This window comes from Neolewinella agarilytica (assembly GCF_900110645.1).
Taxonomy (GTDB): Bacteria; Bacteroidota; Bacteroidia; order Chitinophagales; family Saprospiraceae; genus Neolewinella; species Neolewinella agarilytica.
This window is the reverse complement of the sequence record NZ_FOFB01000015.1, coordinates 42,892-59,103: the sequence shown is the minus strand read 5'-3', so window position 1 is coordinate 59,103 and position 16,212 is coordinate 42,892. Positions and strand designations below refer to the sequence as shown.

The following is a 16,212-nucleotide window of genomic DNA, read 5'->3' as shown; positions in this document are numbered from 1 at the left end:
CGATCGGTAAAATAAAAATATGCCCAAACTTAAAACTACTCCGGAGGCCATCCTTCGTTCTGCCTGGGCGGTGTTTCACCGCCATGGCTATCACCATACTTCGCTACAACAATTGGCGGATGCGGCAGGCCTGGGTAAGGCCGGTATCCTGCATCACTTCGGCAGCAAGGCTGGCGTAATGCGTGCAGTGATTGCGTTTGCCATTGATTGGTACGAGCGCAAAGTGCTCTCGATTGTTGACAGAGAAGAGGACCTGGAAACCAGGTTCGAAGCTTTTGAGCGGAAGCATTTCGAACTTTGTCTTCTCAACGAGGGCAGTGGCTGCTTCTTTGCCAATAGCATTTTGGAGACAGGAGTAGATGGCGAATTTGCCCCCGAGCTACGGCAGTTTCACGAAAAGTGGTTAGCGGCGATGCAGCGCCTTTTAACGGAGCGTTTCTCCGAAGAGGAAGCAACCGAACGGGCTTACCGGCTCTTCGCTGACTATCAGGGCAGCGTCTTACTCTTCAAGCTCTACCGAGACCCGGTTCACCTGGAACGACTGATTGACCGCAGTCTGGAGAACCTTCATTTACCCATCACAACTTCTTCCCAATGAGCATCAAAGCAATGGCATTCAAAAGCCTGGGCCTGGGGCTAAATGCGCTGTCTTACGTTAATCCGGCTATGGCGGGCAAACTGGCCTTTCGCCTGTTCACCGCTCCCCCTAAGCCCAACGTACGGGCTAAAGAGTTGGCTTTCCTGAAAACGGCGGACCGGCATGACTTTAAGCATGAAGGCGTTACTATTCCGGTATACAGCTGGGGTAAAGCGGATGCTCCGGTCGTATTCTGCGCCTATGGCTGGGCCTATAACGCTGGTCGGTGGCGTCACTACGTTCCTGCCCTGACGGAGGCAGGGTACCGGGTGGTTGCTTTTGATCCGCCCGGCCATGGCCTGGCGGGTAAAGGGAGCCTGGACTACCCACGATACGTCGCCCTGGAAGTAGCGGTCCTGCAACGAACCGGCGGCTGTGATCTAGTGCTTTGCCATTCCTTTGGCGGAGGTTGCCTGGTGGAAGCGTTGACTACCCTGCCAAAAGAGTTGCGCCCCCGGCGTGCGGTCGTTATGGGAGTCTTTTCGGAAGTGAAATGGATCTTTCTCACTTTCGCAGCCAGCCTCGGCCTGCGGTCTGTTATTTTTGATCAAATGCAGGCCTACATCGAGCAGCGCACGGGCCGCAGCCTCGATGAGTTCGACGTGGCCAGAAATGCTACGTTGCTACCGGAGGTAAAGGCACTGCTCGTACACGATCCGGAAGACAAGGTGGTCGCCTTTCGCAACACCCTGCGCAATCACAGCCACTGGAAAGGAAGTGCGGTTTACACACCCAAAGGAGCCGGGCACCACCTGGGAACTGCCGGGGTCACCCGGGCAGTATTGGCTTTCCTTTTAGACGGCATCCTGCCGGAAGGAGCAAAGGTTAATGAAGGCGATATCGAACCCCTGCCAGCGATCGTCAGTGAAGCAGACCTGGCGGCGAGTGGCGGAGTGAGCGATTATTACCGCTAGAATAATAGAATCTGCTATTGAATCAGTGTTTGACTTACCTGTTTCGCAAGACCCGCTCCTGAAATGTATCTCCTCGCAGCACCCGGCGGATGAATCCGGCCAGCACTTCCTGTTCCTGAAAGAAGAAATGGCCCGCCACATCGTGATCAGCTCCCGTAAAGGTGATTAAAGAATGAATTAACCCCAACTTGGTTCGTGGTACCCGAAACTGAAACCATCCCGATTGCGTTCTTCTTACTCAACAAAACCCAAAATACTATGCCCATCCGCTTAGGCGAAACCGCTCCCGACTTTAACTCCCAAACGACTATGGGGGACATTAACTTTTATGATTGGGCTGGCGACAGCTGGGTCATTCTTTACAGCCACCCAAGCGACTTTACCCCGGTTTGTACCACCGAACTGGGTCGTACTGCAGCCCTGAAGGAGGAGTTCGAACGTCGTAATGCCAAAGCTATCGCGCTCAGTGTCGATGATCTTGACAGCCACATGAGCTGGCTCAAGGACATTGAGGAAACGCAACAGGTAGAAATGAATTTCCCCATTATTGCCGATCCCGACAAAAAGGTCGCCGTTGCTTATGATATGATGCACCCCGAAGCTGATGCGAAGTTTACCGTCCGTTCGGTGTATATCATCGATCCGAATAAAAAGGTACGTCTGACGCTGACTTACCCACCCTCAACGGGCCGTAACTTCCAGGAAATTCTCCGCGTTCTTGACAGCCTCCAGCTCACTGACGGCTACTCCGTCGCTACTCCCGTAGACTGGAAAGATGGCGAAGACGTCGTCGTCTCCCCAAGCATCAAAACAGAGGATATTCCTGATAAATTCCCCAAGGGACATAAGGTGATTAAGCCTTACCTGCGCACTACGCCGCAGCCAAATCGCTAATGGCTTCGCCATTCCAGATTTAGGCTGCGTTAGACGCGAAAGACGCTGCGCGCTTTCGCTTTTAGGCTTCGCCTTCGGTAAAAACTGTTCTTAGGAGTAGTGCTTTGCCGGAGGCGAAGCTATTTTACTTCGTACGTCATCTTCACGAGGCGCAATTTATTCCGGTGTTCACTGGGTAAAACCACCTCGTTGGCCGCCACCTGAACGCCATCGCGAAAGCGAAGACGCATGTTCAGGTCCCGGGTGTGAAACAAGCTGTTGCGGTCAAACTCTCCGCGGCCATTGACAACGTACTCACTAACCGTGTTTTCGAAGCGAATCTCATCGTTGAAGAGAAAACGCAGACTGCGTGGATTCTCCATCAGGAGGTAACCAGAGTAGACCCCGCCATCATCCTGACTGTATTGTTTCTTATGGAGGATATTACTCCAGTGCGGCTTCCCATCCGGGTGAATGCTGAAGACGATCATCTCGTCATAGTGGTAATCCACCAGCGGGCGGATCCCATAATTATTCACTACCTGCGTTCTGCTGGCGTTACTTCTTCGTTCCAGCTGCCGGTTTCTCTCGGTAATGATTAGCCCTCCGCCGTCCTGACGAAGAACAAGGTCCCGAACGGACAATTCATCGATGCCCGGATTTTTTTTGTTGAACTTCTTACCCTCAATATTCCTGATCAAGGTAGTAGGAAAAGGGGTGAAACGGGGGGAGGCTTGTGTCGGATTGGCCGGGTCAATGTTTAGCCAGTAATAGCCGTCCGCGCGGTTGAAATCTTTAGTGGTGTAAAGCCCGCCGGCCACGAGCTGCCGGTTAGTGTTGTCGTAGCGGAAGTAAATATCGTAGGTCAGGCTGTCTCCCATCGGAATTTCGAAGAAGCTGACCTGTCGGTCAGCAGCCCGGAAGGTGTGCACCTCGTATTTGTGTTCCTTTCGTTTACTGCGAAAATTGTCTCGCTCAATGATGAAGTAGAGATCTCCTTCGTTCGTGACTTCCGCCTGCATGAAGTCGTCATTAAAAAAGAATTTCTCGGGCTCCGTTTCGATGTCGTAGAGCAATTCCATATTCTCCAGGTCAATGCCAATGGAGCGAACCTTCGTTTGCTGTTCTGCAATCAGAAGGACCAGCTTTTTCTCATCGTCAGAGCGAAAGCTCTGGTCTTCGGGGGTAGTAAAAAAGGCACCGAAGTCAACCAGGGTGACGCTGTCCTGAAGATTCCCGGCAGGATTATACTGATCTAACTGAAGAAAATTTCTACCCTTTTCGCGGAAGAGGTAGAGCAGGTGGAAACCGGTTCCGTCTTGTTTCGCGACGGTTTCCATCAGGCGAATGTTGCGACCACGGAGTTCGAGTTCTTTTTCCCAGCTCTGACGCATATTACGGTCGTAGGCGGTCAGCAGATGCCTGGTGTCGCGGTCCTGAAAGAGTAGCACCTGACCGCCGAGCTTACCGATCAAATTGTACTCCGTATCGCTACGCATGGTCAGTTCATCGCTTACCGTCAGTACCTGGGCGCGGACGCAGGTGCAGAGGATGGTAGCAAGAAGCAGGGGGAAAAGGAGACGTCTCATCGGCGGAGGGCTTTGATATATAGACGAAAAAAAGGGGGAGTTAGTTGTACACTATTTTCGGCTTTAGCCGCAGCCTGACAATTTACCCTACGGCTGAAGCTGTGGGTACACGTCGCCATTCCCACAAGGCAAAGCCCAGCACTAAGAGATATTCAGTCCCCACCAGCCAGAGATTCTCTTCGTAGGGCACCGTCAGATAGTTCGTGTAAGTGAGCATGATCAGGAACGACCACACCAGCGGAAAGCGCCAGCGGGTGAACACACTGAGCGCAATCGGTACGCTCAGGTACCAGGGGTGGACGGTTGTGGCGCAAAGCAGGTACAGCACGAAGGCAAAAAGCCAGCCAGCGGCCAGGGAGGCCCAGTCACTTCGCCGGTCGAGCAGTGCCATCAGCAGAATCCCGACGGCGGAGGCTTTGGCCAGTAGTGGGCCAAAGACGGCGATCTGGTTCCAGCCTACGTCAAAATAGCCATAGGCCCGCGCTAAATAGTAGAGGCTGGCGTTGAACTCGAACTTGCGCTGGTACAACTCCAGGCTACTCTGGAAACCCTCCAGAAAGTCAGGAGAGAGCAGAAAGGGAAGGAAGAAGAGCAGGCAGGTGATACCGAAGGTTAAGGAGAAAAGCAGGAAGCGGCGGAGATATCGATACGACTCGACTACAGACCTGATCTTAAAGGGAGATCCCTTGATGAGCCGCCTAATCAAAAACGGCAACAACATCAACGGCAACAACTTACTCGCTACCGAGGCTGCCATGGCAACGGCACCTGCTACCAATTTACTTCGTTGTAGCAGGTAATAAGCCAGTAACAGGAAGAAGACCATTGCGCCTTCGAAGTGGAGGTTGCCCGTGATCTCGACGAGAATGAGTGGGTTGAGCCAGTAGTAGAGGAGACGAGGTCGCTGATCTTTGCTCTTTTCAACCTGCCATTGCACCTGCGGCCCCGCGCCCAATAACCGCCACATCACCCAAAGCGAGCCCAGCTCGCAGAGCAGCAAAAACAGCTTCATCACCACCGCTGCACCGTACCAACTGCCCGGGCTCAGCCAGGCGGAAGCCGTAAACACGCCCTGCGCAATGGGTGGGTAAATCGTGTAGTAGTCTGGTGAGTTGAGCCTGGCAAAAAGCTCCGGAGTCAGGCCCGGAATTTGATTTCCTGCCTCCAGGTAGTATGCCGGTAAGTGCGCGAAAGGGTTTTCGCCCGCTACGATCAGGTTCCCGTCCCAGATGAAGCGATAGACGTCGTCGCTTAGCAGCGGGAAGGCGAACACCAGGGCCACCCGAAGCAATATCCCCAGACCGATCAGCGGCTTCAAATACCGGGCCTCCGCCCGGTATACCAGCGCCAGGTAGCCCCCGAAGGCCACCACGAAAGCGCCAAATAAGGACCAGAACTGCTGCCGGTCTACCCCATAGCCCAGATAGAGGACGCCGGCGGAGAGGAGCAGGGAACCCCAAAGATGGCGAGTAATTGAAAGCTGGCTGGCAGGCATAATGGGTAGCTACGATACTGCAAAACTACCGAACTACACACTTAAAAACCGCCTGCGCCACATTCTGCCCGTCCATCGCTGCACTCAAAATGCCGCCGGCGTAGCCCGCACCTTCTCCGCAGGGGTAAAGATTATTCAGGTCAGGGTGCTGGAAGGTTTCCCGGTTCCGCGGGATGCGAATGGGGCTGGAAGTTCTGCTTTCCGTACCAATTACGTTGGCTTCTTCGGTGAAGTAGCCCTTCATTTTTCTGCTGAAGTCTTTCACTCCCTGCTGCAGGCGACTATAAATGCTACTGGGCAAAAGCTCATGCATTGGTGAGGAAATTAGACCCGGAATGTAGCTCGTCTCTGGTAGTGAGGAGGAAACCCGGCCATTGGCGAAGTCCGTCAGTCGCGCCGCTGGCGCGCGCTGGCTGCCGTCCGATGCCTGAAACATCGTCTGCTCCACCGAGCGTTGGAATTCCAGCCCGGCAAATACGCCGTGCTTGGCAAAAGGCTTCAGGTCTTCCAGCTCCACCGCTACGACGGTGCCGGAATTGGCGTAGGGACTGTCTCGCCGGCTCAGGCTCATACCGTTCACTACGATTTCTCCCGGAGCGGTGGATGCCGGTACCACCAGGCCACCCGGGCACATGCAAAAACTGAATACGCCCCGGTCTTTGACCTGGGTGACGAGTTTGTAGCTACTGGCGGGTAAATTCTCTTCCCGTTGCTCTTGCCGGTACTGAATCTTATCGATCAGCGCTTGCGGATGCTCGATCCGGACACCTAAGGCAAAGGGCTTAGCCTCCATCCGGATGTCGTGACGGTGAAGAAGATGATAAACGTCCCGGGCGGAATGACCGGTAGCAAAAATGTAGGCACTGGCGGTCAGCCGGTAATCTTCCCCCGCTTCATTGGTAATGATGAGTGCCTGTATATCTTCCTTCGTGCGCTCTAATTCGATTAGCCGGTGGCCAAAGCGAATGTCTCCGCCATAGTCCAGGATGCTTTGCCGCATATTTGCCACCACCTTTGGTAATTTGTTGGAGCCGATGTGCGGGTGAGCGTCAATAAGAATATCGGGCTGGGCGCCGTGCTCTGCCAGGAGGTGAAGCGCTTTCAGATAATTGCCCCGTTTGAGGCTGCGGGTGTAGAGCTTCCCGTCGGAGTAGGTGCCAGCGCCTCCTTCCCCAAAGCAATAGTTGGAGTTCGGGTCTACTTCACCGAATTGTTGAATGGCCCGAAGGCTACGGCGGCGGGCCTGTACGTCTTTCCCGCGCTCGATAATAATGGGGCGAAGCCCCAGTTCAATCAGCTCCAGGGCCGCAAACATTCCCGCCGGGCCGCAACCGATGATGACCACCTCTGGTGCATCAGATACATCCTTGAACAGGGAAGAGTAGGGCGTTTCGGGAGAGCGTTCTTCTCCCGGAGGTAAAATGCTGACCCGTAACCGGAAAACCGGGCGTCCTCTGGCGTCTACGCTACGGCGTTCCACGTGAATTTCTCCAACGTCAGCCGGAGCTAACGAGCCCTGCCGAAGAACGGCACGGCGAAGCGCTTCCTCATTGTGAAGGTCGGCGGGTGATAGTTTTATCTCAAGGATCGTACTTCCCATTGGGGCGAAGGTACGGTAGTTTGAGTCGAAAAAGGATCGCTAACGGCTTTCCCGGCGGAAGGTATTGTTGCCCGCTTCTTTAAACTCTTCGGGCATATAAACGACGATAAGGACCGTCTCTGATGTCGTTCCTTCCGTACCCTGAACCATCCGACGGGTTTGATCGGCGCTCACAAGTTGCAGCTGGTCGCCGTTTACCTCTTCGGCCAGTTCCCATCTCTTTTTTTCCAGGAAAAATTTCAGGATGTGCGGCTTGCCGTTGTTTAGCTTGACGCTGGTTTCAATCAGGATGTCGTCACCGGGCCACTGACGAACTTCCAGCTGGTCGTTGGCGTAGACCTCCAGGCTGACCTGATTGATTTCGTCCAGGTCTACGGTTTTGTGGTAGATGTCAGCCGGGTCCTGTGCAAAGGAGAGGGCTGCATAGCTCAGCAGAGCAATGATTAGCAAATGGCGCATTTAGAATTGTTTCGTTGTAGGGGAAAAATGGTGCTCTTAACTAGATAAAGTGTCCAAGTTCATTACGTAAACAGGTAACGAAATAAGATGTAGCCGTGTTGCCCTTAAAAAAAGAAGTGACGAAAAACGGGGCTAAAGGACTACTTTAAGGAGACTAATTGCTCCTTATTCACAGATCGTTCTTCGTGAATGAAAATTCATAACTATCTTGCGTGACCATAACTTTTCTATAACGTCTCACCAGGGCAGATTTTCTTGTTACCTGCCCGGATTAAACCTGATACATGTCTCGCGATCACGCTTTGGGCCCTTGCCAACCAGAGATGGAAGATCTTGCGATCATCCAGGCTTACCGGGAGAAGCGGCATAGTGTTTGTTTTCGATTGCTTCATGATCGGTATGCTGGAAAGATTTACAGCAAGGCGATCACGATGCTTCGGGATCAGGATGAGGCTGAAGATGCAACTCAGGAAATTTTCACGAAAATTTTCTTGAACCTGGGCAAGTTTCAAGGACAATCTAAGTTTTCTACGTGGGTCTATTCGGTCACTTACAACTTCTGTATCGATAAGATTCGCAAAGAAAAAAGAAGCCGGGAGCTTTTCGCTGATGAGCTGGAAAACCCGCCAGATGTTGAGATTGATGATGATAATGATCAAGAGTTAATCAATATGCAAGTACACGAATTGCGTAGGGTTTTACTCAAAATGTCAGATGCTGATCGGACACTTTTGTTATTGAAGTATAAGGATGGTGTGAAGATTAAAGATATTGCCAAGATGTTCGATAAAAATGAATCGGCCATTAAGATGCAACTCAAAAGAGCCAAAGAAAAAGCAAAGAGATTCTTTAAAGAAAACTCGCTATCCACTATTGAACGCTAATGAACGGTTTTCTACAACTTAAGGATGAAGAAATTAACGCATTTGTACAAGTGCGTCAGGACACAGTTCGTAATACCGTAGAATCCCGTCTGGGGACTTATCACTTCATTGGTGATGTTGTGGAGCTTTTCTTTCCGAAAGTAGCGGATACCATTACTGTCTTAGCGGGCGGGGATGTGATAAATCCGGATTCTGAGTACCTTACCATTGAGGAAGGAGGAAGTATTGAAGACAATTTAAACGATCGCAGACTACCCTCCGGGCCCGGCGATCAGGATGAGATTATACGTTAAGCACCCATGGAGTCCATATTTGAAGTTTTACAAGCGCAAACTTTGCAATTGCTGGATATTATTCCTGCATTGATCAAAGCTGTAATCATTTTTCTGGTCGGTTGGTTGCTGGCCAAAATTATCGCCCGCATCATCAAGCGGTCATTATCTGCTATCGGAGTTGACAAGCTGGCCGAGAAGTTGATGAGTATCGATATTTTCCAAAAGTCTAATATTAACCTGGTGCCCAGTAAAATTGCGGCGTCGGGAGCGTATTACTTCATTATCATCATCTTCGCCATGTCGGCTATTCAGGCCCTGGGAATGCGGATGATCTCAGACCTGATGTCTGATTTCATCGCCTTCATCCCTAATGGTATCACGGCATTTGTCGTTCTGATGTTGGGCATCTTTCTGTCAGATGCAATCAAGAAAATCATTATTACGACTTGCAAATCGCTCGGGATTACCTCTGGTAATCTGATCGGTAATGTTGTTTTCTACTTTTTACTGTTGAATATCGTTCTTATCGCCTTGCGCCAGGCGCAGTTGCAAACCCGGTTTATGGAAACTAATATTTCCATTATGCTGGCGGGGATTGCTGGTGCCTTTGCTATTGGTTACGGCATGGCCAGCCGTCATCTGATGGGAAGCTTACTGGCTGGTTTTTATAACCGCGGTAAGATGAAGGTAGGCGACGAGGTAACCATCGATGGAATGCGGGGGGAAATCATAACGATCAATAACAACGATATTATCCTGCGGGCCGAAGACAGCGAATACATCGTTCCTTTTAGCAAGGTCTCCTCCGCTGGGGTGGAAATCCATACCCGCCGGGACGCAGGTCCTGCGCTGCCTCCGCACGAAGGTACCTAGACTTCAGGCGGATACATTCTCATTTTATTTTCTTGCATGCGAGTCACTCCGTTGCGGCTTCGCCGCCACTGCGTACCGTCGCTAGGAATTTAGATCCGTCCCTGCCGGGACTAAGGATTCTGCGGTGGCGTGTAATTATCCTCGTTACTGAATGACATTTGGGCGGGGACTAAATCGTATATCAAATATCGCCAATCGCATATCGCCTGTCTTCTCCGGTCGAGTCACTCCGTTGCGGCTTCGCCGCCACTGCGTACCGTCGCTAGGAATTTAGATCCGTCCCTGCCGGGACTAAGGATTCTGCGGTGGCGTGTAATTATCCTCGTTACTGAATGACATTTGGGCGGGGACTAAATCGTATATCAAATATCGCCAATCGCATATCGCCTGTCTTCTCCGGTCGAGTCACTCCGTTGCGGCTTCGCCGCCACTCCGTACCGTCGCTAGGAATTTAGATCCGTCCCCACTGGGACTAATGATTCTGCGGCGGCGTGTAGCTTTTCTCGTTAATGAATGACTTGTGGCCGGCGACTAAATCGCATATCAAATATCGCCAATCGCATATCGCATATCGCATATCCTAAGGGCGGCGGCGACGGAGTCATTTAGCAAAATGAGGCGCGGATGTGGTTACAGAGCTTGCAGAATGAAGAGGCGCAAAGAAACAATTCTGCCGGAAAGCAAAGAAGGCAATGAAAGCATCCGAGCTCTCATTGCCTTCTCTGGCGTTTAACATTGCACCTGCGGCTGCGCCACCTGCAATGCACTGAAAATTTGGTTTAGAAACCGTAAGTCAGGCCCAAAGCCGTGTAAGACTGGAGTCCGGGAGGGTACTCGAAGCCTGCCTTGCGAATGCCAACGGTAAAGCCAACACCTACGCCTTTCCAAAGATCAGCGATATTGAAAGAGTTGATCCAGGTGTACTCGAACAAGCCTTCTTCGCTGGTCATTTCTACGCCGTTCTCATCGATGAAGGGGATCGTTGTCTCGTCGTTGCTGTAAGGAAGGAAAACGCCGAGGTTAGAGGTCCATGCCACGCCGCCGGGAAGCTCCAGAGCGTAAGTTGCCTTGATCTTGGCGCCAAGGGCAGACTGGCTCTCCACTGCGTCAGCACCAGAAAAAGCGAAGTGGTAAGTGAGGGGATGAGCCACCACTACCAGATTAGGAATAGAGGAAGGCGTCCAGGTAGCGCCAACACCGACGTCTGCGGTACCGGGGCTGAGGAAGTTGAACACGGAGGTGTTCAGGTCACCTAAAACCGTAGCGGCGATGTCCGGAGAGAGGCGGAAACCGTAGAGAGAAGAAGCGATGAGAACATCACCGTTACGATTTTCGAGGAAGTCGCTTCCTGCCTGATCATCATTGGTGTTGTTGTCGAGGCCCTGCCAGCTTACGTTGGTCGTCAGGGTATTCCGCCAGAAAGTCTTCTCTTTGATGTTGTTAGCGTAGCCGTTTACACCAATGTTGAGGGTAGAAGAAGAACTGTTGGGGTTAGCATTGGCTGCCCAGTTGTTAGAACCGCCGAAGTTGAGGCCCAGCAAGCCGCTAATGCCGGTCTGCCATCCTGAGAGTAATTCAATCTGCTTGCTGAGATCAGCCAGCTCACCATTGAAAGCATCAGCTTCTGCTTGCTTCTCGCTCTGCATAGCCATCAGTTCGGCCTTCTTTGCTTTGACTTCTTCCAGCGTTTGAGCCTGGATGCCGCCGGCAGCCAGCACAAAGAGGAGGATAAAAGTGAAAATATTCTTCATGTAAGTAAGAATTAATTGGTTTGAATACTAGTTAGCGAACAGTGATTTTACTCATCGCTCGGCTCTTTTGACGTGAAACCTTTACAGGGTCACTTCCTTAGGGGGCGCAAATTTGAGGAAAATTTTGATATTAGTGTGCACTAACTGCAAGCCCGTAGTCTTTTAAGCCACTCCGTTGCGAAAGAGGGCTGCACTTTTAAGAAGGGAGGACGGATGAGTATGGCTTTAGATGCTGCCCCAAAGGAAGGGAAAGAAAAAAGGAGTCACGGTTTTCACCGTAACTCCCTGACTTTCTATGTAGCGCGAGGGTGACTCGAACACCCGACCTCAGGATTATGAATCCTGCGCTCTAACCGGCTGAGCTACCGCGCCATTTTGGTTAAGCGGCTGCAAAGATAGGCAGGCAAGTGGTTTTGTGCAACAGGATGAGAAATTTTGTCTCCATTATTGATTAACACTCACTTTCCGGCTCTTCCACCGTGTTAATACTGTTCTGGATGACCTCTTTATAGTAGTTCTCGTATTTAGGGATGATCTCCTCAATATCGAAGCGGGCGGCCTGCGCCAGCGCGGCGGCGCGGAAACGGCCGAGGATTTTATCGTCCTTCAGGATGCGGAGGGCATCCTCCGCCATCTTGTCGACCATGCCTACGCCGGAGAGGTAGCCGGTCTGCCCGTCGATGTTTACCTCGGGGATACCGCCCACGTCGCTGGAGATGACGGGAACCTGGCAGGCCATGGCCTCCAGGGCGGCCAGGCCGAAAGACTCGCTGGCAGAGGGTAGGAGGAAGAGATCAGAGACGGCGAGCAGCTCCTCGATGGCATCCTGTTTGCCGAGGAAGCGGATGTCTTGACTCAGGCCGAGCTTACGGCTCAGTTCTTCACAGCGGCTCCGTTCGGGGCCATCGCCGATGAGGAGGAGCTTGCTGGGGATTTCGTCGTGGACGATCTTGAAGATGTAGATCACGTCGTCTACCCGTTTCACCGGGCGGAAGTTGGATACGTGGATCAGGATGCGCTCTCCGTTCGGAGCAATGGCGGCCTTGAAGTGTTCTTTATTGTCGCGCTTAAAGCGCTTAAAGTCAATGAAGTTGTAGATCACCTCGATCTTGCGGCAGATCTCGAAGTTGTCCAATGTGTCCTTCTTCAGGGATTTGGATACGGCCGTTACCCCATCAGACTTGTTAATGGCAAAGGTGATCGTCGGGGCAAAGGCGGGGTTAGTGCCCACCAGGGTAATGTCCGTCCCGTGCAGGGTAGTAACGAAGGGCACATACTTACCCCGACTGATGAGGATCTTCCGCGCCATATATGCCACTGAGGCGTGTGGGACCGCATAATGTACGTGTAGCAGCTCGATGCCGTAGTTCTCAATGACATCTACCAACTTGGAGGCGAGCGAGGTTTCGTAAGGCACGTACTCAAAGAGTGGATAATCGGCTCCACTATCTACTTCATGGTAGAAAACATTAGTCTGGAAATTACCCAATCTTGCCGGGCGGCGATAGGTAATAAAATGAACCTCATGGCCCCTACGGGCCATTCCCAAACCTAGTTCTGTGGCCAACACACCACTACCACCGTAGGTAGGGTAACAAACTACTCCAATCTTCATGGCTACTTAAAGTCTTTTCCGGGCGGATTAGTTTGATGGCAGGGCGGATTGCTGCAAAATGGTCGTAAGGAGACCCTTTCTCCTTCCCACTCCTCCGCTCTGCGAACTCTGCGTGCGAACTCATTAGCTGCGCAGCAGCCCCAAAAGCTTCTCCCCACTTCCCAGGTGCGGTAGCCTACAAAACTACTGACACTAGAAGACTACCGAAGCACCACCCGCACCGTCCGTGCCGCCAGGCCTGTATTCACCCGGAGGAGGTAAATACCTGCAGGGAAGTTACTGAGCTCAAGCCCCTCATTTAGCAGTCGGCTACGACCGAAGTCACGGCGCAACAGCTCACGCCCGGTCAGGTCATAGATGGTTGCGGTGAGTTCGCTGCTTTCGGGTAGTTCGAGGCGAAGGTTGAGCAAGCCGCTCGTCGGGTTAGGAGAAACGTTGAGACTGGAGAGCAGGCCTTCGGGGTCTTCCGCATCCGTGCCGAAGTCAACTTCGAAGGCAATGTTGTCGGTACATCCCAGCGCATCCGTAACGGTTACGGCATAGTTGCCGATCGCTAAGTCGCCCAGGGAGGCGACGGTCTCTCCGGTACTCCACTCGAAGGTGTAAGGCGCCAGGCCGTCGAAGACGTAGACGGTAGCTACACCATCGTCTTCCTCAGGATCAGTGACGTTGAGGATGTCCGTCACCAGACCGAGATCTTCGGGGCAGCGGGGGATGCTGACGCTGTTGATTTCCACGACGGTCTCACCAGAGAGGGCCTCAAAGAGGAAGGTAAACCGAACGGGGGTACCCTCAAATGTCTCCAGGCTGAAAGCGTAGTCACCGGATCGCAGCGTATCAATCACCACGAATTCTCCGGTTACATCACACTCATCCCGCCCAATGGTAAGTCTGACGAAACCGGTGCTGACGTCAGGCATTCCCGGATCACTCAGCGTAACGGTAAACCGCAGCGAGTCCGTAATCTCAATTCCCGTGTACTCCGCCGTGCTGAAGCTGTTGTTGCCAGCAGTAATACCGATGGTATCGAACAAGGCCAAAGTACCGCTCGGAGCCTGGGCTACCCGGAATATTCCTCCGGTGTTGTTCCAGCGATCGGGGTATTCACCGTCAGAAAAATCTTCGAGGAAGGGAACGGGTTGGTTGGTCTCGAAAGCAACCAAAGCAGTGTCGTTACTTGCCTGCACGTCGCCGGTAAGGGTAACCCAGACCGGAAAGGGATCGGTAAAAGTGTTCGCGCCAGGCAGGGAAGCGGTGAATACCGCTGTTTGCCCGGGTCGCAGAGTGTCTGGATAACGTTCCGTAACGACAGCTCCGGAGAGCAGGTAGTTGATGTCGATGTTTCGGGCGGTAGTGGTGCCTACGTTGGCGAAAGTAAAATTAAGGCCGGCGTTAGTGAATGGAGCACAGGCCGAACTCACCCGCGCCGTCACTGCCGCCAGATTATTCTCCGCCCGGTCCCCCAGGCTGACGGCATCCACCAGAACACCTTCCATGGTGTCGTCGCGGCTGGACTCAAAGGCGAAGCGGAACTGAATTTCGCCCAGCCCGGCGACTCCTTCAATGAGTTGGGCCACCATCAGCGGCTCTGCGGCGAAGCCGTCGTTGCTTTCCCACCACTGGTTCGGCAGGTCGTTATACCAGTTATAGCCGGCGGGGCTGGTAAGTACTTTGGTCCAGTTTTCGCCCTGGTCGGTGGTCAGCTCGAGCCAGGCGTGGTCAAAGTCATCCTCCAGTTCGAGTTGCAGGACGGCGCTGAAGAAGGGATCCTCCGTGCGGTCCGTCAGATCAAAACAGGGCGAGTAGAGGTAGCTCATCTCGTTGTTGTTGTGGTCGCCGCGCAGGTTCGTCACCCAGGCGCGTTCGCCCTGTGGGGCACGATCAAGAGTTACTCCGTTAGGCAGGCCCCACTGCCAGGAGACGGGGCTGCGGCCGGCGCGCTCTCCGCGCCAGAAGCCATCGCTGTCTTCGAAGTTTTCGGTATAGGGTAGCTCTGCGATCAGCGGCGTATGCACCACGAAAAAGTCCATGGTGTCATTCGTCATGTCTTCATCGCCTTCGAGCTCGGTCCAGACGGTAAATTTGTAGGTGCCCGGTTGGTCCAGAAAGGCATTGATGTCGAAGGTGAAAAACTCGGTACTGTCTACCCCGACCACACCGGTGAAGATGCCGTCCTGCGGGCGGCCAACACCCGCGGGCTGATCATTGATGGCGAAGTCGACGTTGAAAAAGGCCTGAGCCTCGCCACCAAAGTTGGTAATGCCGATGGTGACGGCCTCCGTACTCAGGTCACAGCCACTCAGCGGAGAGGCCAGGGCCGTAATGCCGACGTCGGCCTGCTTTTGGGTCTGGATGAGGAAGGGACCACGGCGGGCACTGGTGTCATCCAGGGTCTGGCAGATGGTACTCACCCAGAAGGCGTAGACGGTGTCCGGTTGCAGGTCGGTGACGCGGGTCATCGTGTCGGTAAGCAACACTTGCTCTCCCGTCATATCCGTAGCGGGGTCAAACGTTTCTCCTTGTCCGTATTCGATCCGGTATTGGGGGTTGTTGGCCGGGTCTCCCGGTTGAAACTTGATGTCGGCGGTGGTAGACCTGACCCGGAACAACTCAATAGTAGAGGCGGGCGGTGGCGCACAGGCTACGCAGGCCGCCGTAAAGGAGAAAACGTCCAGGCCGGTCTCCAGGTTAGCGCCCCGGTATATCAGGCTGTCGTTATTGTCGAGAATAGAAAAGGTAATCTCTTCTCCGAAAGGCCCCGAAAGGAAATCAAGGCTCACCGCATCACCGGTGCTGACCGGGAAAAAGACAGCTGCAGAACGGCCGTCTTCCAGGGTGTAGACGGAGGGGACGCCATTGACCCGGATGGTCAGCTCTCCGCCATTCCAGCCATCTTCGGTCACCAGGTCTTCCATCAGTAGCTGAAAGCGACAGTTTTGGGCCGACAGGCCAAGGCTCAAAGCCAGGAAGAAGAGCGGAAGACAGAAACGGAGCTTGATCATCGGTACGAGGTTTTAGCAGAGTTGGAGGCGCGGACGCAGGTGCAAGGTAAGTTAATGGCAGCAAGGAAGCGGGACATTTAACGCAGCGGCCCGGCCGCTGCAAAATACGTGTTTAACCTTGCTTTAATTACCTTTGCCCGCACCTGCGTTTGCGCCCGATAACTTTGAGTGGCGAAAAATAGCCAAAAGCACACAAACCGATAGTGCTTAAAAAGCTGAACCATTAGCTAATGTTGGCGTTAGTC

Annotated in this window: 14 protein-coding genes and 1 tRNA gene; 6 read left to right on the top strand and 9 right to left on the bottom strand. The window is 53.0% G+C overall.

The window, feature by feature from the left end:
* The first annotated feature begins 19 nt into the window (after positions 1 to 19).
* The gene (locus BM123_RS14040; RefSeq protein ID WP_090169602.1) at positions 20 to 598 is read left to right on the top strand and encodes a TetR/AcrR family transcriptional regulator; all 579 of its coding nucleotides are present in this window, start codon (positions 20 to 22) and stop codon (positions 596 to 598) included.
* Positions 595 to 1,551: an alpha/beta fold hydrolase gene (locus tag BM123_RS14035; protein WP_090169600.1), complete on the top strand. Its 957-nt coding sequence runs from the start codon at positions 595 to 597 to the stop codon at positions 1,549 to 1,551. The genes BM123_RS14040 and BM123_RS14035 overlap by 4 nt, the downstream gene beginning before the upstream one ends.
* 34 nt (positions 1,552 to 1,585) lie before the next feature.
* Here BM123_RS14035 and BM123_RS24255 read toward each other — a convergent pair whose 3' ends face one another.
* A complete protein-coding gene (locus BM123_RS24255) occupies positions 1,586 to 1,738 on the bottom strand; it encodes a hypothetical protein (RefSeq protein WP_175489391.1) in 153 nt (50 codons plus the stop codon).
* Between the two features lie 71 nt (positions 1,739 to 1,809).
* Here BM123_RS24255 and BM123_RS14030 point away from each other — a divergent pair, with 71 nt between their 5' ends.
* A complete protein-coding gene (locus BM123_RS14030; RefSeq protein WP_090169748.1) occupies positions 1,810 to 2,445 on the top strand; it encodes a peroxiredoxin in 636 nt (211 codons plus the stop codon).
* A 119-nt stretch (positions 2,446 to 2,564) separates the two neighbouring features.
* Here the strand turns inward: BM123_RS14030 and BM123_RS24250 are convergent, their stop codons facing one another.
* The 4 genes from BM123_RS24250 to BM123_RS14010 all read right to left on the bottom strand — a co-directional run bounded on the left by BM123_RS24250 (position 2,565) and on the right by BM123_RS14010 (position 7,567).
* Positions 2,565 to 4,013 (bottom strand): hypothetical protein, encoded by a 1,449-nt coding sequence (locus BM123_RS24250; RefSeq protein ID WP_090169598.1) that lies wholly within the window; start codon positions 4,011 to 4,013, stop codon positions 2,565 to 2,567.
* An 82-nt stretch (positions 4,014 to 4,095) separates the two neighbouring features.
* Positions 4,096 to 5,508 carry a glycosyltransferase 87 family protein gene (locus tag BM123_RS14020; protein WP_090169596.1) on the bottom strand — a complete coding sequence of 471 codons (1,413 nt, stop codon included), beginning with the start codon at positions 5,506 to 5,508 and terminating at the stop codon, positions 4,096 to 4,098.
* Positions 5,509 to 5,533: 25 nt separating this feature from the next.
* Positions 5,534 to 7,108 carry an NAD(P)/FAD-dependent oxidoreductase gene (locus BM123_RS14015; protein ID WP_090169594.1) on the bottom strand — a complete coding sequence of 525 codons (1,575 nt, stop codon included), beginning with the start codon at positions 7,106 to 7,108 and terminating at the stop codon, positions 5,534 to 5,536.
* A 39-nt stretch (positions 7,109 to 7,147) separates the two neighbouring features.
* The gene (locus tag BM123_RS14010; protein WP_090169592.1) at positions 7,148 to 7,567 is read right to left on the bottom strand and encodes a hypothetical protein; all 420 of its coding nucleotides are present in this window, start codon (positions 7,565 to 7,567) and stop codon (positions 7,148 to 7,150) included.
* 284 nt (positions 7,568 to 7,851) lie between these two features.
* On the opposite strand from BM123_RS14010, the gene BM123_RS14005 reads away from it, so the two are divergent.
* From BM123_RS14005 to BM123_RS13995, 3 genes are read left to right on the top strand one after another with little or no spacing between them, the layout of a single operon-like run.
* Entirely contained in the window at positions 7,852 to 8,451 is a 600-nt protein-coding gene (locus tag BM123_RS14005; RefSeq protein ID WP_245748560.1) for an RNA polymerase sigma factor, read from the top strand.
* Positions 8,451 to 8,744, top strand: a complete 294-nt coding sequence (locus BM123_RS14000; RefSeq protein WP_090169590.1) for a hypothetical protein — start codon at positions 8,451 to 8,453, stop codon at positions 8,742 to 8,744. Before BM123_RS14005 ends, BM123_RS14000 begins: the two co-directional genes overlap by 1 nt.
* A gap of 6 nt (positions 8,745 to 8,750) precedes the next feature.
* Positions 8,751 to 9,599: a mechanosensitive ion channel family protein gene (locus BM123_RS13995; protein WP_090169589.1), complete on the top strand. Its 849-nt coding sequence runs from the start codon at positions 8,751 to 8,753 to the stop codon at positions 9,597 to 9,599.
* Positions 9,600 to 10,378: 779 nt separating this feature from the next.
* Here the strand turns inward: BM123_RS13995 and BM123_RS13990 are convergent.
* The 4 genes from BM123_RS13990 to BM123_RS13975 form a co-directional block, all read right to left on the bottom strand.
* On the bottom strand, positions 10,379 to 11,350 hold the full coding sequence (locus BM123_RS13990) for a DUF3078 domain-containing protein (RefSeq protein WP_090169587.1): 972 nt from the start codon (positions 11,348 to 11,350) through the stop codon (positions 10,379 to 10,381).
* A gap of 298 nt (positions 11,351 to 11,648) precedes the next feature.
* A tRNA-Met gene (locus BM123_RS13985) sits at positions 11,649 to 11,722 on the bottom strand.
* 79 nt (positions 11,723 to 11,801) lie between these two features.
* Complete coding sequence (gene bshA / locus BM123_RS13980; RefSeq protein ID WP_090169585.1) at positions 11,802 to 12,965, bottom strand: N-acetyl-alpha-D-glucosaminyl L-malate synthase BshA; 1,164 nt, start codon at positions 12,963 to 12,965, stop codon at positions 11,802 to 11,804.
* A gap of 200 nt (positions 12,966 to 13,165) precedes the next feature.
* Positions 13,166 to 15,967, bottom strand: a complete 2,802-nt coding sequence (locus BM123_RS13975; RefSeq protein ID WP_090169583.1) for a T9SS type A sorting domain-containing protein — start codon at positions 15,965 to 15,967, stop codon at positions 13,166 to 13,168.
* Positions 15,968 to 16,212 lie beyond the last annotated feature (245 nt).

Bases quoted from the DNA above. Each gene is read 5' to 3' on its own strand.
- BM123_RS14035 (WP_090169600.1), top strand. From the start codon at position 595: ATGAGCATCAAAGCAATGGCATTCAAAAGCCTGGGCCTGGGGCTAAAT.
- BM123_RS14000 (WP_090169590.1), top strand. From the start codon at position 8,451: ATGAACGGTTTTCTACAACTTAAGGATGAAGAAATTAACGCATTTGTA.
- BM123_RS14015 (WP_090169594.1), bottom strand. From the start codon at position 7,108: ATGGGAAGTACGATCCTTGAGATAAAACTATCACCCGCCGACCTTCAC.
- BM123_RS14030 (WP_090169748.1), top strand. From the start codon at position 1,810: ATGCCCATCCGCTTAGGCGAAACCGCTCCCGACTTTAACTCCCAAACG.
- BM123_RS14005 (WP_245748560.1), top strand. From the start codon at position 7,852: ATGTCTCGCGATCACGCTTTGGGCCCTTGCCAACCAGAGATGGAAGAT.
- BM123_RS13995 (WP_090169589.1), top strand. From the start codon at position 8,751: ATGGAGTCCATATTTGAAGTTTTACAAGCGCAAACTTTGCAATTGCTG.
- BM123_RS14020 (WP_090169596.1), bottom strand. From the start codon at position 5,508: ATGCCTGCCAGCCAGCTTTCAATTACTCGCCATCTTTGGGGTTCCCTG.
- BM123_RS14040 (WP_090169602.1), top strand. From the start codon at position 20: ATGCCCAAACTTAAAACTACTCCGGAGGCCATCCTTCGTTCTGCCTGG.
- BM123_RS24250 (WP_090169598.1), bottom strand. From the start codon at position 4,013: ATGAGACGTCTCCTTTTCCCCCTGCTTCTTGCTACCATCCTCTGCACC.
- BM123_RS13990 (WP_090169587.1), bottom strand. From the start codon at position 11,350: ATGAAGAATATTTTCACTTTTATCCTCCTCTTTGTGCTGGCTGCCGGC.
- BM123_RS14010 (WP_090169592.1), bottom strand. From the start codon at position 7,567: ATGCGCCATTTGCTAATCATTGCTCTGCTGAGCTATGCAGCCCTCTCC.
- BM123_RS13975 (WP_090169583.1), bottom strand. From the start codon at position 15,967: ATGATCAAGCTCCGTTTCTGTCTTCCGCTCTTCTTCCTGGCTTTGAGC.
- bshA (WP_090169585.1), bottom strand. From the start codon at position 12,965: ATGAAGATTGGAGTAGTTTGTTACCCTACCTACGGTGGTAGTGGTGTG.